General features: G+C 28.2%; 22 protein-coding genes. 7 read left to right on the top strand and 15 right to left on the bottom strand.

Going from position 1 to position 21742, the window contains the following annotated elements; genetic code table 11:
* Nucleotides 1-202 precede the first annotated feature (202 nt).
* The 5 genes from Q0352_RS01815 to Q0352_RS01795 all read right to left on the bottom strand — a co-directional run bounded on the left by Q0352_RS01815 (nucleotide 203) and on the right by Q0352_RS01795 (nucleotide 3354).
* Nucleotides 203-850, bottom strand: a complete 648-nt coding sequence (locus Q0352_RS01815; RefSeq protein ID WP_367274570.1) for a response regulator — start codon at nucleotides 848-850, stop codon at nucleotides 203-205.
* 3 nt (nucleotides 851-853) lie between these two features.
* On the bottom strand, nucleotides 854-1630 hold the full coding sequence (locus tag Q0352_RS01810; protein WP_299522684.1) for a sensor histidine kinase: 777 nt from the start codon (nucleotides 1628-1630) through the stop codon (nucleotides 854-856).
* A gap of 3 nt (nucleotides 1631-1633) precedes the next feature.
* Nucleotides 1634-2101, bottom strand: a complete 468-nt coding sequence (locus Q0352_RS01805; RefSeq protein ID WP_299522681.1) for a hypothetical protein — start codon at nucleotides 2099-2101, stop codon at nucleotides 1634-1636.
* A gap of 183 nt (nucleotides 2102-2284) precedes the next feature.
* Nucleotides 2285-2917: a hypothetical protein gene (locus tag Q0352_RS01800; protein WP_299522678.1), complete on the bottom strand. Its 633-nt coding sequence runs from the start codon at nucleotides 2915-2917 to the stop codon at nucleotides 2285-2287.
* 8 nt (nucleotides 2918-2925) lie between these two features.
* Entirely contained in the window at nucleotides 2926-3354 is a 429-nt protein-coding gene (locus Q0352_RS01795) for a hypothetical protein (protein WP_299522675.1), read from the bottom strand.
* 580 nt (nucleotides 3355-3934) lie between these two features.
* Here Q0352_RS01795 and gltX point away from each other — a divergent pair.
* Entirely contained in the window at nucleotides 3935-5464 is a 1530-nt protein-coding gene (gltX, locus tag Q0352_RS01790; RefSeq protein WP_299522672.1) for a glutamate--tRNA ligase, read from the top strand.
* A gap of 97 nt (nucleotides 5465-5561) precedes the next feature.
* On the opposite strand, the gene Q0352_RS01785 is transcribed toward gltX, so the two are convergent.
* Both Q0352_RS01785 and Q0352_RS01780 read right to left on the bottom strand, forming a co-directional pair.
* Nucleotides 5562-7700: a molybdopterin cofactor-binding domain-containing protein gene (locus tag Q0352_RS01785; protein WP_299522669.1), complete on the bottom strand. Its 2139-nt coding sequence runs from the start codon at nucleotides 7698-7700 to the stop codon at nucleotides 5562-5564.
* A complete protein-coding gene (locus tag Q0352_RS01780) occupies nucleotides 7697-8179 on the bottom strand; it encodes a (2Fe-2S)-binding protein (protein ID WP_299522666.1) in 483 nt (160 codons plus the stop codon). Before Q0352_RS01780 ends, Q0352_RS01785 begins: the two co-directional genes overlap by 4 nt.
* Nucleotides 8180-8391: 212 nt before the next feature.
* Between Q0352_RS01780 and Q0352_RS01775 the strand changes: the two genes are divergently transcribed.
* The gene (locus tag Q0352_RS01775) at nucleotides 8392-9315 is read left to right on the top strand and encodes an SPFH domain-containing protein (protein WP_299522663.1); all 924 of its coding nucleotides are present in this window, start codon (nucleotides 8392-8394) and stop codon (nucleotides 9313-9315) included.
* Nucleotides 9315-9632: a heavy metal-binding domain-containing protein gene (locus Q0352_RS01770; protein ID WP_299522660.1), complete on the top strand. Its 318-nt coding sequence runs from the start codon at nucleotides 9315-9317 to the stop codon at nucleotides 9630-9632. The genes Q0352_RS01775 and Q0352_RS01770 overlap by 1 nt, the downstream gene beginning before the upstream one ends.
* A gap of 71 nt (nucleotides 9633-9703) precedes the next feature.
* On the opposite strand, the gene tatA is transcribed toward Q0352_RS01770, so the two are convergent.
* The 3 genes from tatA to rnr form a co-directional block, all read right to left on the bottom strand.
* Nucleotides 9704-9901: a twin-arginine translocase TatA/TatE family subunit gene (tatA, locus tag Q0352_RS01765; RefSeq protein WP_299522657.1), complete on the bottom strand. Its 198-nt coding sequence runs from the start codon at nucleotides 9899-9901 to the stop codon at nucleotides 9704-9706.
* A 48-nt stretch (nucleotides 9902-9949) separates the two neighbouring features.
* The gene (locus tag Q0352_RS01760; protein ID WP_299522654.1) at nucleotides 9950-10624 is read right to left on the bottom strand and encodes a head GIN domain-containing protein; all 675 of its coding nucleotides are present in this window, start codon (nucleotides 10622-10624) and stop codon (nucleotides 9950-9952) included.
* 65 nt (nucleotides 10625-10689) lie between these two features.
* The gene (gene rnr, locus Q0352_RS01755) at nucleotides 10690-12900 is read right to left on the bottom strand and encodes a ribonuclease R (protein ID WP_299522651.1); all 2211 of its coding nucleotides are present in this window, start codon (nucleotides 12898-12900) and stop codon (nucleotides 10690-10692) included.
* Nucleotides 12901-13010: 110 nt separating this feature from the next.
* On the opposite strand from rnr, the gene Q0352_RS01750 reads away from it, so the two are divergent.
* The 4 genes from Q0352_RS01750 (at nucleotide 13011) to Q0352_RS01735 (ending at nucleotide 16515) form a co-directional block, all read left to right on the top strand.
* Nucleotides 13011-13925 carry a diacylglycerol kinase family protein gene (locus Q0352_RS01750; RefSeq protein ID WP_299522648.1) on the top strand — a complete coding sequence of 305 codons (915 nt, stop codon included), beginning with the start codon at nucleotides 13011-13013 and terminating at the stop codon, nucleotides 13923-13925.
* 770 nt (nucleotides 13926-14695) lie between these two features.
* Entirely contained in the window at nucleotides 14696-15133 is a 438-nt protein-coding gene (gene rpiB, locus Q0352_RS01745) for a ribose 5-phosphate isomerase B (protein ID WP_299522645.1), read from the top strand.
* A 27-nt stretch (nucleotides 15134-15160) separates the two neighbouring features.
* Nucleotides 15161-16069, top strand: a complete 909-nt coding sequence (locus tag Q0352_RS01740; protein ID WP_299522642.1) for a cation diffusion facilitator family transporter — start codon at nucleotides 15161-15163, stop codon at nucleotides 16067-16069.
* 2 nt (nucleotides 16070-16071) lie between these two features.
* Complete coding sequence (locus Q0352_RS01735; RefSeq protein WP_299522639.1) at nucleotides 16072-16515, top strand: GNAT family N-acetyltransferase; 444 nt, start codon at nucleotides 16072-16074, stop codon at nucleotides 16513-16515.
* Here Q0352_RS01735 and citC read toward each other — a convergent pair whose 3' ends face one another.
* From citC to citD, 5 genes are all read right to left on the bottom strand, one after another.
* The gene (gene citC / locus Q0352_RS01730; protein WP_299522636.1) at nucleotides 16516-17598 is read right to left on the bottom strand and encodes a [citrate (pro-3S)-lyase] ligase; all 1083 of its coding nucleotides are present in this window, start codon (nucleotides 17596-17598) and stop codon (nucleotides 16516-16518) included.
* Nucleotides 17595-18974 carry a triphosphoribosyl-dephospho-CoA synthase gene (locus Q0352_RS01725; protein ID WP_299522633.1) on the bottom strand — a complete coding sequence of 460 codons (1380 nt, stop codon included), beginning with the start codon at nucleotides 18972-18974 and terminating at the stop codon, nucleotides 17595-17597. Before Q0352_RS01725 ends, citC begins: the two co-directional genes overlap by 4 nt.
* Entirely contained in the window at nucleotides 18967-20526 is a 1560-nt protein-coding gene (gene citF / locus Q0352_RS01720; protein ID WP_299522630.1) for a citrate lyase subunit alpha, read from the bottom strand. The genes Q0352_RS01725 and citF overlap by 8 nt, the downstream gene beginning before the upstream one ends.
* 11 nt (nucleotides 20527-20537) lie before the next feature.
* Entirely contained in the window at nucleotides 20538-21416 is an 879-nt protein-coding gene (locus Q0352_RS01715; protein ID WP_299522627.1) for an aldolase/citrate lyase family protein, read from the bottom strand.
* Nucleotides 21417-21449: 33 nt separating this feature from the next.
* Nucleotides 21450-21742 (bottom strand): citrate lyase acyl carrier protein (gene citD / locus Q0352_RS01710; RefSeq protein ID WP_299522624.1); only part of this gene is annotated, 293 nt, incomplete at its 5' end.

Below are 21742 nucleotides of genomic sequence, written 5' to 3'. Positions count from 1 at the left end.
ATAATATGTATTTAATTAAGCCCATGTCACTAAAGAACATCCTAAAGTTTACAATTATTGTGTGCTCTATATTAATTATAAGTATGTATTTGTATATAATTTATAGACGTTTTATAGGAATAGAAATTTAAAAACTAAATAGCAATGCATTAAGTAATTAAATTTACAACTAACAATTTAAAATACAGTAAATTAAGACGAACTATAGGATTACAATTTTTTCTTTAATTGCATATAAAACCAACCCAATTCGAGTTTTAGCGCCTAATTTTTCAAACAAAGCTTCTCTATAATTATCAACAGTTTTTGGACTTAAAAACATGACTTCAGCAATTTCTTTGTAAGTTCTTTCTGTACAAGCTAGTTTTAAAAACTCTAATTCTCTTTCTTTTAGTTTAATTGCAATCGGTTTTTCTTTATTATGAATAGAATTTAACAAAGTATTAGTCACGTTTTCAGTATAATAAAAACCTGACGCATAAACTTCCTTTAAGGCATGTTGTAATACTGAAGGATGAATATCTTTCAATAAATAACCTTTGGCTCCAGCACGAAGCATTTTTAAAATTGTATCTTCATCAGCTTCCATTGATAAAGCTAATACTTTAATTTCAGGTTTATTATCTTTTAACCATTGTGTAGCTTCAATACCATTCATTAAAGGCATTTGAATATCCATTAAAACAATTTTCGGTTGCTTATTTTCTATAGAAAAATAATCTACCAACTCTTTTCCGTTATTTAAAACAGTTACTACATTAAATTCATCATAGTTAGAAACTAGCCCATTTAATGCTTGCGAAAAAAGGACGTGATCATCAACAATAATAATATCTATTTTATTCATCATTTTTTATTTTGGGCAACTTATATATAACTTGGTTCCGTTGTTCTCAGATGATTTTAAATCTATGGTTCCTCCTATTAACTTTGCTCTACTTTCCATATTTAATAAACCAATACCTTCATGGTTAGATTTGTCATTTATATCAAAGCCAATACCGTCATCTTCTGCATAAATTTCTAATTGATTATCTGTATATTTTAGTTCAATTACTAAATTTTCAGCTTTAGAATACTTTAAGGTATTATTACTAAACTCTTGTAAAATTCTAAACAAAATAATTTCTTTTTCATTACTCAAATTATAAGGTTCATCAGAAATTTTTAAAGAAGAATTTATAAAATTCAAACGATTAAATCGGTCTATTTCTAGTTTTATAGACTCAATTAAACCTTTATTTTTTATAGTATCTGGATTTAAAGATTTTGCCAAGCCTCTTAATTCCTGAAGACTTTTTCCAACAATATCACTAGTTTCCTGTATTTTACTTTGTTGATTTTCAGGTACGTTTAATTGTAAAATGTTCAATTGCATTTTTGCAACTGATAACAATTGCCCTACATTGTCATGAATTTCCCAACTTATATTTTGAAGCGCTTGTTCTTGAATTTCTAATTTCGACTTCGTAATTTCTTCATCAAACCGCTGCTGAATTTCACGCTGCTTTAATAAAAAAGTTGTTTTTTTCTGCTGAAAATATGAGAAAAAGAAAATTAAACTAACTGCTAAAATAATTACAATTATTGTAGCAATTAAAACCATTATTTGTACTTCTTTTTGTTCCAAATTTTAATTATTAAATTCTTTTTTACTTAACACAAACCCCGTAATAAAAGAAAGATTTAAAACAATATTTAAAATTACTAATATATATCTAAATATGCCTTGCCAATCAATAAGTTCTCCTATTACAAAAACAGGAAGAATCCCTATATTAAAAATTAATGCTCCAATACTTATCCAAAAAAACAAGGAGTATTTAATGTTTAAAATGGCATCACTTTTAAGCAGTTCAGAATAATACAACATAATTGTTAATACCACAAATAACTGTCCTAAAATCCAGCTATCAACAAAGTATTCCTTTCCGAAATTCTTAAAAAACAACATACTAATTAGCGTGTATAAAGCAAAAATTAATACGAAACCTATTATGAATTTTCGTTTTAAGGTGTTTCTTATTTTACCCAAAAAAAACAGTATATAAAAAAAAGAATTAATAAGCATCCAAGAATTAGACAATTTAATTGCTCTCATATTATATGTTTCAATAATATATCTCGCAACAATTTCAGTAATAAAGGAATACACTAAAAAACACAACCATAATTTTAATTGCAAATTATGACTGTATTTTTTATAATTCAATAACCCAATAGTAAGCGTTATTGTATAAATAATTATATACTTATATTCGTACACTTTGAATTTTATTAAAAATTAGCTATTAAATTCTTTTTTACTTATTATAAAACCTGTAATAAAACAGGTATGCATTATTAAATTAAGACCAAAAGTTATATACTGAAACATCCCATAAACCGATGTATATTTAAATAATGCAATAGAAGGTAAAAATGCTATATTATATAAAAATATACCCAATGCTATCCAAAAGAATAATGAATTTTTAAAATTTAAAATCTTGTCGTTTTCCAATACTTCAGTGAAATAAATAATAACCACAACAACAACAAGTGTCTTTGCTAATAAGTTGTTCTTCGATAAAAGATATTCAAATATACCAGCATAAAATAATACATTTACGAATGTGATTATAATGAAAATTGCTACTAATAAATAAATTATAATTCGCTTAAATTTATTTGTAATTTGACTTAACAAAAGATAAGAAACAAATAACATATTAATAATATTCCAAGAATTATAAATAACATTATTCTTTACAACTAATATCTTACCCATATAAGCTCCAATAATTTCAGAAACAAGTGTATAAATTAAAAAATACAAAAAGAACTTTAAAGGTTTGTTATGAGAAAATTTCTTAAAATTAAACAAACCAACTAGAATACTAATTGAATAAATTAATGGATATAAATAAATTGGCATTGTTTAAACTATTGTGGATATGTTGCACTAGGTGGAATCCCTATTTCTCCAGAATTTAATGCACCAATGTCATCAATATCAGAACTAGTTTCTTCTAAAACATTTATTGCTTTTTGTAAAGAGCTTTGTTTAGCTTTTGTTGGTACAAAAAATACTGTGGATAAATCCTTTTTATTTTGTTTTTTATTGTTGTTAGAATAGGCTCCAAAATAAACACGTAATCCGTTAGCATCTGGTGCTTCATTTTCAACATATGCAATATAATTTTTCAACTCTTCTAAAGAAAACCAACAAGAAATAGCATCTTCTTTTTTAAGATCGCCCGACTCTTTTTTAACTATTTTGTTTAAATCTTTAGAACGGGTTTTAATAAATTGCTGATTTAATTCTTTTGCTTTCGTAGGTGTAATAAGCCCTTTTGGTAAGTTTGCTTTCATCGTTAATTAATTTCTTTAAAATTGATTTGTTAAAAGTACTATTTTCTTAAGTTTTAACCATAACGTATTGCGTTTAACATGAAATAACATCTATCCACTTACAAATCAGTAGTTTATTTTTTATAATTGTAATTAAAATTATAAAAAGGGGAAATATCCCCTTTTAGAAACAGGGTATTTCCTTCTTTAAATTTTTATGGATATGAGTACTTTTGAAGTGTTCAAATAATAATGTTATTAAGCATTACTAATAAAGAAAGTCATGGAAGTAAATAAATCTAAACCTATTCTAATTGGCTTCATCATATTCATGGTTATTTGCTTTAATTTTTTATTGCTAAATATGGTTACTGAAAGTTCTGCAGATCAAAGAACATTTGAAAAAAACATACGGTTTTTAAAATAAGAATATAATTGTCCCTAAATACCCACACTAAAACATTCTTTGATTAATTTCAAAGGGTACTTAAAATCATTTTTTGGGCTGGTTTTAAAGGTTGCTTCACTGCAGCCTTTTTTTGTATTAATATGCGTATATTCCTATTGAAAAATTATCTTTGCACTTTAAAAAACAAGATAAATGAAGAACGTTAGAGTACGATTTGCTCCAAGTCCAACCGGACCTTTACATATTGGTGGTGTTAGAACTGCCCTTTATAACTACTTATTCGCTAAAAAACACAACGGTACTTTTATTTTAAGAATTGAAGATACAGACCAGACTCGTTATGTTGCAAATGCTGAACAATATATTATTGATGCATTAAACTGGTGTAATATTCCTTTTGATGAAGGGCCTAACAAAAATGAGAAATTTGGACCTTATCGTCAATCTGAACGAAAAGATATTTATAAGCAGTATGCAAATCAATTAATTGAAAGTGGAAATGCTTATTACTGTTTTGATACTACTGAAGAATTAGATTTTCATAGAAATGATCACGAAGAAAAAGGTAAAACTTTTATTTATAATTGGCATAATAGAGCGAAACTAACCAATTCTATTTCTTTATCAAAAGAAGAAGTTGAAAAACGAATTGCAAATGGTGATAACTATGTAGTTCGATTTAAAATGCATAATCCTTTAAAAGATGGCGAAAGTGCCATAATTTCAACAAGAGATATTATTAGAGGAAATGTTTCATTCAAAAAAGAATTATTAGACGATAAAATTTTATTTAAAAGTGATGGAATGCCAACTTATCATTTAGCAAATATTGTAGATGATCATTTAATGGAAATTAGTCACGTAATTCGAGGAGAAGAATGGCTACCTTCTCTACCTCTACATATAGCTTTATATCAAGCTTTTGGTTGGGATATTCCTGAATTTGCACATTTACCATTAATTTTAAAACCTGTTGGAAAAGGTAAATTAAGCAAACGAGATGGTGATAAATTAGGGTTTCCTGTATTTCCTTTAGCATATGCTAATACTGAAACAAATGAAGTTTCACGTGGTTATAAAGAAGATGGTTATTTTGCTGATGCTTTTATAAATATGTTGGCTTTATTAGGTTGGAATCCAGGTACAGAGCAAGAAATTTTCAGTTTAGAAGAACTCTATAAAACATTTTCTTTAGAGCGCGTAAGTAAAAGTGGTGCAAAATTTAGTCCTGAGAAAACCAACTGGTTTAATCAGCAATATATGATGCAAAAAACAGATGCTGAATTGGCAGAAATATTTCTTCCTATTTTAAACGAAAAAGGAATAACTACTAATTTAAAATATGCTGAAAAAGTAGTTTCTTTAATAAAAGAACGAGCCACTTTTGTGACTGATTTTTGGGAATTATCTAACTTCTTTTTTGAAGCTCCTTCAGAATATGATGAAAAAGCCTCAAAGAAAAACTGGAAAGCAGAAACTAATTCATTAATGAAAGAAATAATTGAAGTTTTAAATACTATTGAAGATTTTACTTCAAAAAATATTGAAACCATTATTAAAGAATGGATTACTTCAAAAGAAATTGGATTTGGAATGGTAATGCAACCTTTTAGATTAAGTTTGGTTGGAGCTATGAAAGGTCCTCATTTGTTCGATATTGCAGAAATGATAGGTAAAACAGCAACAATTGATAGAATTAATAAAGCAATTAATACGCTTTAGATTTAAACTAGTATTCTTTAAAATTTATAAACCAAAAGTTCCAAAAAATATTTTTTTGGAACTTTTTTATTAATAACAATTTATTGAAATATACCTTTTAACTATTTTTTAGTGCTTTTAAAATTCTCTCAGGTGTAACAGGCATTCTGTTAACTCTAGCACCACAGGCATCAAAAACAGCATTTGCAATTGCACCACCTACACAAATAATAGCTGGTTCGCCTCCACCTTGAGGCTTTGAGTCCATTTTATCTATAAATACACACGCTATTTTAGGAGTTTTAGAGAATCGAGTAATTTCATATCTATTAAAATTTTTAGATTTAATAGTACCTCCATTAAACTCAATTTCTTCATATAAAGAATAACCTAAACCCATTGTAATTCCACCTTCCGTTTGAACTGTAGCTCCGTGTGGATTTACAACTTGCCCCATATCTTGAGCGCAAACCACTTTTATAACATCTACCACTCCCGTAAATTTATCTACAAAAACTTCAGCAATAATCGCGACTAATGTACCTGCATCTTCTCCAAGAGCAATTCCGTAACCAAATCCAGGTTCTTTTTTTCTAGTCCAGTCAAATGTTTTAGCTGCAAGTTTAAGTGTAGCAACCATATCATCATTTTTTAAATTCTTCAATCTGAATTCTAATGCGTCAATACCAACAGAATGCGCTGTTGCATCAATATGAGATTCCCGAGCAAATGTAGTTGAATTATTCCCTGGTGCCCTCCAAGCTCCTGTACCAAAAGGATGAATATCAGCCGAATTAAACATTCTAGTTCTACTATTTGGAATATCATAAAATAATTTTGTACCTCTTGTTCCGGCACAGTAAATATCAAATTCCCATAAATTTAATTTTCCATTTTCATCAACACCCGAAACAGCTTTCATAAGTGCTGCTGGTCTAAATCTATCATACATAAACTCTTCTCTTCTACTCCAAACCAATTGAACTGGTTTACCGCAAGATTTAGCTATTCTAGCTGCTTCTATAGCTTGTTGGTTGTATATTTTACCTCCAAATCCTCCTCCAAGAAATATTTGCTTCACATGAACCATTTCTAACGGCATATCAAATGTATTAGCTAACTGTTCACGTGTTCCAAATGGTGTTTGTGTAGACGCCCATATTGTTAATTTGTCGTTCTCAAAGTAACAAGTTGCAGAATGTGTTTCTATTGGAGCATGTGCAACATATCCATCATGATAATTAGCTTCAATAATTGTTTTAGAAGCTAGCTTAGCATTTTCAATATTTCCTTCTTCAATAAATACTTTATGCTCTTTCACATTTTCATCTAAATATTGAAAAATATCTTCATTATTTGTTTTAATTTCAGGTGCTTCCCATGATACTTTAACTATTTTGGAAGCTTTATATGAAATTTCAGGATCTTCATGAACAACTGCTACTAAATCATTTTCATTGATTAATTGAACACCTTCAAATGCTGATAATCCAGATGCGTCTACACTTAAAATTTTTGAACCATATACGGTTGGTCTAACAACATTTGCATACACCATTCCAGTTAATTTGATATCACCTGAATATTTTGCTTTTCCTGCTACTTTAGCTACAGCATCTAAGCTAATTGTTGGTTTACCTATAATTTTAAAATCTTTAGCCTTTTTAATTTCAGGTTTAATTTTTAAACTTCGAACTATTCTTTTACCCTTTGTTAATTCAGCAAAAGTTACTTTTTTAGAATGATTATCTTTTACATAAATAATTCCATCTTTAACTTGTAACATATCTTTTGTTACTTCAAAATGCTTGGCGGCAATATCAATTAAAATTTCACGTGCTTCAGCTGCTGCTGCTCTAAGCACAGGATCAGCAAAACGAGTAGTTAAAGATCCCCAAGTACCCGCATCATAAGGGCAAAGATCTGTATCTCCCATTATCATATCAACAGAGTTTATTGGTACTTCTAATTCTTCTGCAATAACTTGCGCTAAAGAAGTAATAATTCCCTGACCCATTTCAATTTTACCAGTATAACAATCTACTCTTCCATCTTCTTTTACTCTTAAATATGCATTAAAATCAAGTTCTTTTTCTTGTGAAGTTCCTTGGCTCCAACCATTCATTAATGATAATTCACTTAATGAAAAAATAACAATGATTCCTTTTCCTAATTTCTTTAAAAATTTTCTACGATCGTAATTGATAGGTTCATTAACATCGCTAAAATATAACTCGGTTATTTTATCAGGTTTCATAATTTAATTTTTTCGTTCATTTCTTCAGCTGCTGTTTGAATAGCCTCTACTATTCTATTATAAGAACCGCATCGGCATAAATTAGCATCCATTTCGTCAATTATATTTTCACGTGTAGGATTTGGGTTGCGCTTTAATAAACCATAAGCGTTCATAATCATACCAGGTGTACAAAAACCACATTGCAAGGCATCATGGCTAACAAATGCTTTTTGTAGTGGATGAAGATTTCCATTTGAAGCTAAGCCTTCAATTGTTAAAATCTCCGTATCTATAACGTCTTCAATTAAAATCATACAAGCTTTTTCAGCTTGGTTATCTATTAAAACAGTGCAAGCACCACATTCTCCAATACCACACCCATATTTAGTTCCTGTTTGATCTAAATAGGTACGAATAACCGTTAAAAGAGATTCATCTCCATTAACTTCAATTGTTATGGGTTCATTATTTAGTTTAAAACTTATAGATTGTTTCATACTTTACTTTATTTAAGTGAATTAACATTTACATCTTTAAAATTAAGGAATAACTATTAAATTCCCAATTTTAAAAGATAAATACATCTTTTAAAATTTTATTTGTAACAATTTTATAATTTTAACAACATATAACAGAAGATCAAATTGATTTAATTGCTGAATCATTGTATCTTTAATTTTTAATTCATTAATCTTAAAAAAATTTAAAAATGATTGGAACTTATATTATTATTTTTATCGCTGTTGTACTTCTTGTCTCAGGTTTATTTACAGTAAAACAACAAACTATCGCTATTATTGAACGTTTTGGGAAATTTCAAAGCACTAGAAATTCTGGTTTACAGCTTAAAATACCACTGGTAGATAAAGTTTCTGGACGTGTAAGTTTGCGTGTTCAACAATTAGATGTAATTGTTGAAACCAAAACTAAAGATGACGTTTTTGTACACTTAAAAATTTCAGTTCAATTCTTGATTAGACCTGATCACGTGTATGATGCTTTTTACAAATTACAAAATCCACATGAGCAAATTACTGCCTTTATTTTTGATGTAGTTAGAGCTGAAGTTCCTAAAATGATTTTAGATGATGTTTTTGAAAAGAAAGAAGAAATTGCATTGGCTATTCAACGCGACTTAAAACAAGCGATGTTAGACTACGGTTACGACATTATTAAAGCTTTGGTGACTGATATTGATCCTGATGAAAAGGTGAAAATAGCTATGAACCGTATAAATGCAGCTGATCGAGAAAAAATTGCTGCACAACACGAAGGAGATGCACAACGTATTTTAATTGTTGAACGCGCAAAAGCTGAAGCTGAAAGTAAACGTTTACAAGGTAAAGGTATTGCAGATCAACGAAGAGAAATTGCACGTGGTTTAGAAGAAAGCGTGGTTGTTTTAAACAGAGCTGGTATTAACAGTCAAGAAGCATCAGCACTTATTATTATTACACAACATTACGATACTTTACAAAGTATTGGTGCTGATACAAAATCGAATTTAATTTTATTACCTAACAATCCAAATGCCGCAAGTACCATGCTAAATGATATGGTTACAAGCCTAGTTGCAGCTAATAAAATTAATGAATCATCTCACGAAGAAGTTACTAAAAAAAGTAAGAAATAATGATTTTAACAACAACAAATACATTAGAAACTCACACAATTAAAGAATATTTAGGAATTGTTTCTGGTGAAACTATTATTGGTGCAAATATTTTTAAAGACTTTTTTGCAGGTATTAGAGATATTGTTGGTGGAAGATCTGGTTCTTATGAAAAAGTACTTAGAGAAGCTAAAGAAATTGCTTTAAAAGAAATGGAAGAACAAGCACAAAGACTTGGAGCTTCAGCAGTAATAGGTATTGATTTAGATTATGAAACTGTTGGTGCTAAAGGTGGTATGTTAATGGTTACCGCTTCTGGAACAGCTATTAAATTTTAATTTTATTAGCATAATAAACAAAAAACCTGTACAAAATTGTACAGGTTTTTTTATATAATTAAGTTATAAAACTATTTTTTTTCTTCTACTTTCTTATCTTCATCAGCATTTTCTTCTTGAGAAGCTTTTTTAAATTCCTTAATTCCACCTCCAAGACCTTTCATTAACTCAGGAATTTTCTTTCCACCAAACAATAATAATACTAAAACAACAACTACCACTATTTGCCAAGGGCCAACCATTCCTAAAAATATATATAATGCATTCATAATTTTAAATTTTGAGTTACAAAGATAGTAATAAAATCAAAACTAACCTTAATTTTCATCTTTTATAGTACCACCAATTATTTTTTTAGTCTTTAAAACTTCTGGTGTTCCCTTATATAAAATAGTGCCACCAAAACGAACTTTAGCATCTAATAATTCACTTGTTTTAACTTCTACTCTAGCACCGGAAGCAGCAGTAGCTGTTGTTTGTTTACTTTGTAAATTATATGCATTATAAATTCCACCAGTTGTAGCTTCAATATTTTGGTTTTGAGTAGTTCCTGTTAACGTTATAATACCACCTGAAACAGCTTTTACAACCAAATATTTTGTTTCTATTGGTAATTCAATAATAGCTCCTTCTTGGACTTTTACTTCTAAATGTTGCTGATTAATAGTTGCATCAGAAAGAATTCTTGCGCCTTCATTTGCATCTAAAACATCAATATTACTGTTATAAAAAACCGTAATATTTACATCTTCAGGTGAAAATCCTTCAGGAAATTTTAATCGTATTTTTAATATTCCATTAGAATTTTTAATTGAAACATTTTCCGATTTTTTTCCTGTAATTTCAATTTTTGAAGTACTTGATTTTTGCAATTCAACGGTTAAACCATTATAAACTTTTATAGTATTAAAATCTCCTAAATTTGTTGTAATTGATTCTTGTGCAAAAATTATTGAACACGTTAATGTAAGTAGTAATGCTATTTTTTTCATTTTTTTATGTCTTTTTTATTTCTATAACTACCAAAACAAACAATAATTGTGCCTTTTTAAGTTAATTATTTATTAATCTTATTTAATAGTGTAAAATCTAAATGCTTACGTTCTAAGTCTGTTTTTTTAACTTTTATTAACACGTGATCACCTAGTTGGTACATATTTTTTGTTGATTGCCCTACCAAGGCGTAATTCTTTTCATCAAAAATATAATAGTCATCTTTAATTTCACGTATTCTACACATTCCTTCACATTTATTTTCAAGAATCTCAACATAAATTCCCCATTCTGTTACTCCAGAAATTACTCCTTCAAACTCCTGATCTTTATGTTTTTCCATATACTTCACCTGCATATATTTTATAGAATCACGTTCGGCTTTTGAAGCTAAATATTCCATTTCTGAAGCATGCTTACATTTTACTTCATAAGCTTCAGATTTTGGAGATTTACCGCCTTCTAAATAATGTTGTAATAGTCTATGTGTCATTACATCAGGATATCTTCTAATTGGTGAAGTAAAATGACTGTAATAATCAAATGCTAAACCATAATGACCAATATTTTGTGTGGTATATTCTGCTTTACTCATAGAGCGAATTGCTAATGTTTCAATTAAATTAGCTTCTCCTTTTCCATGAACATCTTCCAATAATTTATTTAATGAAGTTGATGTTGTTTTTTTGTCTTTGGTGTCAATTTTATTTTTATAACCAAATTTACTAATAAGTACTTGTAATGCTTCTAATTTATCTAAATTAGGTTCATCGTGAACGCGATAAATAAACGTGTTTTTACTTGGTACACCTTTGCTTCTTCCAATAAATTCAGCAACTTTTCTATTTGCTAACAACATAAATTCTTCAATTAATTTGTTAGCATCTTTAGATTCCTTAAAAAACACACCTATAGGCTCATATTCTTTATCTAAATTAAATTTAACTTCTACTCTATCAAAAGTTATGGCGCCTTGCTGTAATCTCTTCTTACGAAGTTTTTTTGCTAATTCATCCATTTTTAAAATAGCAGAAACTATTTCTGGTTGAACCGTATATGATTCACCTGTAATTGATATTTCAGAAGAAACTATATTTGCTTTCGTTTCAATTATTTCTTGAGCTTCTTCATAAGCAAATCTTTTATCTGAATAGGTAATTGTTCTACCAAACCATTCATTTAAAATATGCCCTTTATCATTCATTTCAAAAACGGCTGAAAAAGTTAGTTTTTCTTCATTAGGACGTAATGAACAAACTCCGTTTGATAACACTTCAGGAAGCATTGGCACTACTCTATCTACTAAATAAACCGATGTTGCTCTATCATAAGCTTCATCTTCTAAAATAGTATTTTCTTGCACATAATGCGAAACATCAGCAATATGAATTCCTATTTCATAATTCCCATTTTCTAATATTTCAAAAGACAAAGCATCATCAAAATCTTTTGCATCTTTTGGATCAATTGTAAACGTAGTATCTTTTCGCATATCTCTACGTTTAGCAATTTCAGCTTCCGTAATTTCTAACGGAATTTTATCGGCTTCTGCTTCTACATTTTCTGGAAATTTATAAGGTAATCCATATTCTAAAAGAATAGAATGAATTTCTGTATCGTGATCACCAGGCATTCCTAGAATTTCTTTTATTTCTCCAAAAGGATTCTTAGAATTATCTGGCCAATCAGTTATTTCTACCAAAACTTTTACACCATCTTCAGCACCTTTTAATTTTTTTTCTGGAATAAAAATATCAGCATACATTTTTGAATCATCAGGAACAACAAAACCAAAATTTCTGTTTAATTGTAATACACCTACAAATTCAGTTTTAAAACGTTTGATAACTTCAACAACATCACCTTCTTGTTTTTTACTATTTCTACGATTGTATAAGTAAATTTTAACAGTATCTTTATTTAAAGCTTTATTTAAATTTCGGGATGGAATATAAATATCGTGTTCTAAATCTTCACAAATAAAATAACCGTTTCCATTTGATGTAGCATCAATAGTTCCAATATAGTATTTATCTAATGGAAGAATTTTATATTTACCACGTTCAGTTTCTTCAACTTTTTGTTGTCCTTTTAACTCTTCTAATTTTTGAATAACTTGATTTCTTCCATTCGCATCTACCAGATCTAATTTTGCAGCTATTTGCTTATAATTAAAACTATCATTTGGAGATTGATTTAATATTTTTATTATTTTATAAGTTAATTCTTTAACTACATTTCCTTTCTTTTTGTATATTTTTTTTCTTGTCGACATTAAATTCATTTTATAATTAAATCAAAAGTACAAATATTTACAGTTGATGCTGTTAATAAAAGGTTATATAAACTACAATTTGTATTTTGCGCTGATTTTAAAGATACTTTATGCAAAAAAAATGGTTAGTCATTGTCAACCCAGTTGCAGGAAATGGCGCTTTTAAAAAAAAGTGGTCACTTATTTATAATGAATTAATAGCTCAAAATTTTGAAGTTGAAGTTGTTTTTACAGAATATAAAAATCATGCCGTTAAAATAGTTCAAACTTCTATAAAACAAGGGTTTACAAAATTTATTTGTGTTGGTGGTGATGGTACTTTACATAGTATGGTAAATGGAGTTTTAAGTTTAAATCCTTTAAATATTTTAGAAATAAAAATAGGAATTATAGCTATTGGAACTGGAAATGATTGGATTAAAACTTATAATATTTCAAAAGATTATAAAAAAGCTATTCAAATAATTAAGACTGAAAACACTATAAAACAAGATATTGGTAAAATTACCATTGCTAAAAATAATGAAACTGTTTATTTTAATAATTTAGCTGGTGTTGGTTTTGATGGTTATGTTGTTAATAAAGTTCATAAATTTAAAAATTTAGGTTTTTTAGCATATTTAACCGGTGCATTAGTAAGTTTAACTAGTTATAAAAAGTCTGAACTTGAAATTATATTTAACAATACAATTTTAAAAGGAAAATGTTTAATGTTATTAATTGGACTTTGTAAATTTTCAGGCGGTGGAATGCAACTTACTAAAGATTCGAATCCAACTGATGGATTGTTTGATATTTCATACGTTCAAAAAATTACCTTATTAACTATTTTAAGTAATATTAAAGGTTTGTTTAATGGAAACATAACTAATCATAAATTAGTGAATAATTACAAAGCTTCTTCACTTCAAATTAAAGTGTTAGATAATACAAAAACATATATTCAAGCAGACGGAGAACTTATAGGATCTAATGATTTTTCAGTATCAATACTACCAAAAGCTGTTAGTTTTATTGTTCCTTAATTTACAAAAGTTAAAAATTTCTTAAAAAAATTGTAACAAATGTTAAAAAGTATCGTCTTTTTAATATACAACAGTGTTACAATGAAACGGTTATATAAAATTATCTTCTTATTTTTAATTATATTTTTAGCAGGAATTTACTTTTCTGTAAAAAGTATAAATAATTCATTTTCTTCAGAAGATACTATAGAAACGGTTACACTTAATTCAAACCTATTAAAACTTTCAATTAAAATTTAGTTTTATAAAGGTTATTAACAACTATATTATTTATAAAAAGTTTTATTTAAAATTTTAAAAAGAAATGGTTGTTATGATAGTGTGTTAATAGCTACAATAAATAAACAATTTTAAATTTTTAGTTTACACTTATAAATAGATATAAACAGGTTGTTATTTTATAAAAGGTTTAAAATCAACAAAATTAACTAGGTTATAAACAATTATAAAATTAACAGTATTAACCATTTTTATTGATAAGTTTTATAATTATAAATGTTCATAATAGGTGTTAAATTGGTTAACAACTTCTTTTAAAAAAAGAATAAAAAAATTTGGTTATTAAAAAGTGATTTTGGTATTATAAAATAATTATTACTTTACAAAAAATAGTTTTCTTTTTTAAGTATAAACTTATTCACATTGTTAGTTTAATGTAAGTTAGTTGTAAATCAACTTATTAAAAATTACTATTAACAATCAGTTTTTTAATGGTTAATAACTCTGAATTTGTACTTTTGCACTTTAACTTATTAACAAATACATATTTTATGATAATTGCAATTGGTAATGATCACGCAGGAACAGCGTACAAATTTGAAATTATAAAACAATTAGAAAACAAAGGTATTACAATTTTAAACTTTGGAACCAATACAAATGATAGTATGGATTATCCAGATGCTATTCATCCGGTTGCAGATGCAGTTGAAAATGGTAAAGCTGAACTTGGAATTATTATTTGTGGAAGCGGTAATGGTGCTCAAATTACAGCTAATAAACACCAAGGTATTAGAGCTGCTTTATGTTGGAATAATGAATTAGTTGAATTAGCTCGTTTACATAACAATGCTAATATTTTAAGTATTCCTGCTCGTTTTGTTTCATTACAGCAAGCTTTAGGTTTTGTAGAAATTTTCTTAAATACTAAATTTGAAGGTGGTCGCCATCAAACTAGAGTTGAAAAAATACCAACAAAATGTTGTTAATACTATTCATTTTTCATTCTTAATTAAATGAGTCACAAACATACTCACAGCCATCCAACATTATCAGGTAAAAACTTATTAATTTCAATAATTTTAAATTCTGTAATTACCATAGCACAACTTATTGGAGGTTTAATTTCAGGAAGTTTAGCCTTAATTTCAGATGCTGTACATAATTTTTCAGATGTAGTTTCATTAATTATAAGCTATGGAGCTAATGTTTTAGCACGAAAAAAGAAACAAACTCCTCAACACACATTTGGTTATAAAAGAGCTGAAATTATAGCAGCATTGATAAATGCATCTTCTTTAGTAATTATTGCTGTTATTTTAGGTTTTGAAGCGGTAAAACGTTTTAACAACCCACAAAGTATTAATAGTGATTTGGTTATTTGGTTAGCCATTTTAGGTATTGCCGTAAATGGTTTTAGTGTTTTACTATTAAAAAAAGATGCTAAAAGTAATCTAAATATGAAAACAGCTTATTTGCATTTATTAGCTGATATGTTAACATCTGTTGCTGTTTTAATTGGAGGATTATTAATGAAATATTATCAAATATATTGGATTGATGCTTTGTTAACTTTAGTAATTTCAATTTATTTAATTTATATGAGTTGGGGTATTTTAGTTACATCATTAAAGATACTAATGTTGTTTGCGCCAGAAGATATTATTATTAACGATGTAGAAAATGAAATATTAAAAATAGCTGAAGTTAGAAATATTCATCACGTACATATTTGGCAATTAAATGATCACGATTCTCATTTTGAAGCTCATATAGAATTTAAAAAAGATGTTATGCTATCAGATTTTGATTTGGTATGTGAAAAAATTGAAGAAATATTAGCTAAAAAATTTCATATTTTTCATTCTACACTTCAACCAGAATTTAATAGAGACGACAGTAAAGAAATTATTAAACAAGATTAAAAATGTTAGAAGTTATTACCAAATCATTTTCAGAATTAACTATTAATGAATTGTATGAAATTTTACAATTACGTTCTGAAGTTTTTGTTGTTGAACAAGATTGCGTATACCAAGATGTCGATTTTAAAGATCAAAAAGCATTGCATGTAATTGGTTTTAAAAATAAAAAAATTGTTGCTTATACACGTGTTTTTAAGCCAGGTGATTATTTTACACAAGCTAGTATTGGTAGAGTTGTTGTTGCAAAAAATGAACGTAAATTTGGTTACGGACATATTATTTTTGATCATTCTATAAAAGCTATTCTAGAATTTTTTAAAGAAACAGTTATAAAAATTTCAGCTCAAAAATATTTAAAAAGCTTTTATGAATCTCATCATTTTAAGCAAGTTGGTGAGGAATATTTAGAAGACAATATTCCACATATTGCCATGATAAAAGATTAATTAATGTCTTTCATTACTGTTTATTATCTTTAATCTAATTTCTGCAGAATCTTCTGATAATAAGAAGTTTTTTGTACTTTCTGGGAGTGAACTTAAAACGTCTTTTAATTTATCTTGTTTAATAGCTTCTCTAATTTTTGAAGCACTTATATAATCTTTTTCGCAAAATTCTTTGTTCGATGAAATTCTTTCACATTCAATTACTTCAATATTGTGCTGAGGTAAAATTTTATGCATTGCTGCATTATAAGCAGCTGTAGTTTCACAATAAGTTTCACAACCAATGTATCGTTTTTTAATATTTAATACTGGCGCAATATATTCAACAAATATTTTCACATCTATTTCAGCTTGTTTTTCTGAAATAAGATTCCAAGATTCATGTTTCAAAAAATAGTTCGGAAAAATAGCTCCAGAAACAATATAAGGCCCAGTAGCTAACATTTTAACATTTTTTAGGTGTGATACCCCTTCTTCTATTAATTTCCAACGTATTTCAAATGGAAATGCTGATAAATTTTCACTTACAACAAAAAGATAAACAAGCTCATTTTCTTCCGAAGCTTTTTCAATTAAATAGCGGTGCCCAATTGTGAAAGGATTACAATTAACAATAATAGTAGCAATATTGTCAGTTGTAGTTTCAATTTTATGTTGTTTTAAATGATGTTGAAAATCTTTAATTGTTTTGTAGCCAAATTCTAAAACCGAAAATAAAGGCTCAGCAGTTGCTATTAATGAATATCCCAATGCTTGAAAAAGCTTTGCTGTTTCAGGTTTAGTATATACAAAACATTGTTTATGATTTTCTAACGCCTTGTCTGCTAAATAAGTAACTATTAATGGAAATGCTGTAGACTCTCTAAACTGAGGTGCAACTACTACATATTTTAAAGTATTACCTTTTAAAGATCCGGTTCCAATAATTTCATCATTTAAGTTATAGATGATCATTGTTATATCTACATCTTCTTTAACATATTCAAAACCTAAAGAGGTTAAAAAAGTGGTCAATAATTTTATATCTAACGGACTATCTAAATCTAATAATTCTTGTCTAAAGTCTGTATCTTCAAAAGTCATAATTTTTCATTTTTTACAAAATGTAATAAAAGAGCAACTGATAATAAATCAGCAGAACCACCTGGTGATATATTTTTTGCTAAGCAATATTCGTTTAATTGAGTATATGCAATATTATTATCAATAGCTTCTTTTGCAAGGGTTTGTATGTGTATTAACGTTTCTAAATTGCTTCTATGTAATATATTACTGTCGTTATTTACAGTCATAATATGCAATAATCCTGTTTGTAATATTTGTTGAATTTCATGTTGATTAGTATATGAAAAAGAAGTCAGATATTCTTCAAAATATGCTTGAGATTTATGAAACACACTAGGAAATCCTTTTTCTACTTCTCCACGAACCCCAGCGCCAATTATTCCGTATTTTTCATATACTTTTTCACCATTTGTAATTGCCTTGTTAGTTGTATTTACTAACTCATTAGCTACCATTTTATTACAAATTTTCTTTATTATTGATCTAAACTCAGTATCATTATAACCCTCTTTTTCTGCCACCAATTTTGAAATTGAAAATAGTGAGATACCAAATAGAAATATAATTCCTTTATGTGTATTTACATTTTTTGTTGCTTCAAACATGGCTTTTTCAGCACGTAAACCTATATGGCGAATTTGGGCTAATGCTTCTTCATATTTTCCTGAATAGTTATAACCTAATAAACAAAATTCTTTAAAAAAAGGAGTTAATGAAGCTGAAGAATTTAAAAAAGTGAAAAAATTCATATCAGCATGAGAGCCACTATCATGAAAGCTAACTAAACCAGGTTTTGGACTTAATGAAATTTCATATAGAATTGCTTTTGAAGCATAAGAAGTTAATTTATCAATAGTTAACTCTTTATTTTTAACATTTAAATAATTTGATATTTCATTGCTGATTTTTTCTCTAATCTCATTATAAGTATGTCTTTTATTTCTCATACAAGAAATAGCGGAATATTCACCACAAAAATAACAAGGTTTCTTTTTACCTGAACTAATAGGTAAACCTTGCTCATTAAAAATATCAATATCAATAAGTCTTCCTAAACGGTGAGTTGATTCAAAAGTTTCGGTTAACTCTTTAATTTTAATAATTTCAATTGTAGAATTTGAAAAAGGAACAATAAAAAAATCACCTGCTTTATCAGTTAAAATAATTTCTTCATTATTTTGAATTGCTATTCTATTGGCTAATAAATAGGGTTTTAGTTCACTTAAAATTTCAGTAAAAAAAGAGGAAACAAGAAAATTACTTTTAGGATATCCAGCTATATTTAAAGATAAACTTAAAGTACAAAGATTATTTTCAACAAATTGAGAACGTAATGATGCCCTATTTTCGCGGGCATCAAGTACATTCTCTAAATTTTTGTTTTTTTTATCCATTATTTTTTACCTGACGAATCACATCAATAATTGTGCCGTCACGATATTCAATAAGACCTACAATTTTATCAGTGTATTCTACTTCTTTTGATTTACCTACAATTGCTTCAACTTCTTTTTGTAAGTCTTCTATTTTACGTACGTTAAGACCTGCATTTTTTAAGTTTTTTTCCAATTCGGGCTTTAAAGGATTTACACATATTCCTCTTTCAGTAACCAAAACATCAATTGTTTCACCTGGTGTTACTACAGTATGAATTGATTTTTTTACAATTGGTAAACGACCACGAAATGACGGACAAACAACTACTGTTAAGTTTGCTCCAGAAGCCGTATCGCTATGTCCCCCAGAAGCACCTCTAATAGTTCCATCAGAACCAGTTATAACATTTACATTAAAATCTAAATCAATTTCCAAGGCACCTAAAACAACAATATCTAGCTTATTTGTCATACAGCCACAATTGTATGGGTTTGCATATAACGCTGCTGGTATTTCAATATGATTGCTATTTTCCATAAGAGAACTAGAAACTGCTGCATCAAATGATTGCACATCAAAAATAGCATTAAACAATCCTTCGTTCAACATATCAACTACATATGAAGTTACACCTCCTAAAATAAAACTACCTTTTATTTCGGATTTTATCATTTTTTCACGAATAAATTTGGCTACCGCTAATGATGCCCCACCTGCACCTACTTGAAATGAAAATCCTGGTACAAATAAACCGGAATGTTCTATAACATCGGCTGCTAATTTTGCAATTCTTAAATCCATTGGAGATTTAGTAATACGAGTACTTCCAGTGGCAATTTTTGATGCATCACCAATAGAGTCAACTTTAACTACATAATCAACAAAATTTTGTGTAATTGAAATAGGTATACAAGGATATTCTACAATAGTATCAGTAATTACAATTACTTGTTTAGAATAACGCATATCAATACTTGCATATCCTAATGAACCAAATGCTGATTTACCATGTGATCCTGTTGCGTTTCCTTCTTCATCGGCTGCAGAAGCTGCAACTATTGCTAAATCTAAGTTTATTTTTCCTGTATGTATTGCACGTACTCTACCACCGTGTGAATGAATGATAACTGGAATATCTAATACGCCTTCTGATATTGCTTTACCAATATCTCCACGAATTCCAGACGACCATATTTTAGTAATAGTACCATCTTTCAGGTATTTAAGAATTGGGTTATGAACTTCATTTAGTGAAGAAGAAGCCAATGTAATATTTTTAATACCCATGTTGGCTAATATTTCAATAGACCTCACCAAAATATTATCTCCATTACGAAGATGATGATGAAAAGAAACGGTCATTCCATCTTTAGGTGAAGTTTTAGCTATTGCATCTTCTAAGGTATCACACATTTTGCTTAGATGTGGCATTTTAGCCTTATTTGGTGGCGGAATAGTTGGTTCATCCATCCAACCTTTTTTAAGTTTTTCCCAAGCACCAATAAACATATCTGTTTTTCCTATTCCTTCAATATATTCTGGAACTTCGCGACCTATTACATTTTTCATTAGTTTTTAATTTAAATTGAATTAAAATCAATATTTGCCAATTCTAGAACTTGAGTTGCACGCGTCATTATAGGTGCGTCAATCATTTTTCCATCAATGGCAAAAACGCCAATTCCTGCTAATTTATTCTTCTTAAACTCCTTTACAATTCTATATGATTTTCTAATTTCTTCATCTGTTGGCATATAAACATCATGAATAACATCTATTTGTCTTGGGTTAATTACAGCCTTTCCTGAAAAACCAATTTGTTTAGCATACTCGGTATCAATACGTAAACCTTCTTCGTCATTAATATCAACAAAAACAGTATCAATAGCGTCAATTTTATTCGCTTTTGCCGCCATTACAATCATTTTTCTGGCTAAATCTATTCCAGATCCATCCTTGGTGCTTTTTATATTCATATCAGCAGTTAAATCTTGACCGCCAATAGTAATAGCGTCAACTCGTTTTGAAAATTTTGCAATTTCAAAAACGTTTTGTACCCCAAGAGCAGTTTCAATCATCGCATGAATAGTCATTTTATCATGTGGTAGATTGTGTTTATCTTCAATATCTTCAATAATTTTGATAAGGTTTGCTAATTCTTCTACTGTTTCGGTTTTTGGATAACGTATTGCATCCGGCTGAAGCGGTACTATTTCTTCCAAATCTTCTAAACCAAAAGGAGTATCTAAATGGTTAATTCTTACACATACTTCTGTTGTATAAAAATTGATGGATTTTAGCACATTTCTCACTAAAATACGAGCCGCATCTTTTTGATTTAAAGCTACAGCATCTTCTAAATCTAATAATATACTATCGGCACCGTATACACCGCCTTGTTGCAGCATTGCTGGATTGTTACCAGGAATATACAGCATTGTTCTTCTATTTTTTTTCACAATAAATGTTGTTTTATTAGTATCTAATAATTATTATAGTGTTCCTTTTTGTAAATCACAAGCTCTCATAATTGCAGTTTCTAGCCTAGCATTAATTGTAGGCTCTAGAGCTCCCTTATCTTTTACAATTAAATGAATATCAGTTATGGTATATTCATCTAATTTATTAGTAATCAATTTCTCAATAGAATCTCCGAATTCTAACATTACAGATGAGTCAATTTCAATATTTCGTCCTGTATTCTCTGCAACAGGTTCAATTAAAACAATGATATCACTCGATTCAAATGACCCAGATTGTGCTTTTTTAATAATTTTCATAATTT

The sequence above is a fragment of the uncultured Lutibacter sp. genome (genome assembly GCF_937891065.1).
Classification (GTDB): Bacteria; Bacteroidota; Bacteroidia; order Flavobacteriales; family Flavobacteriaceae; genus Lutibacter.
This window is presented reverse-complemented; position numbering and strand designations above follow the sequence as displayed.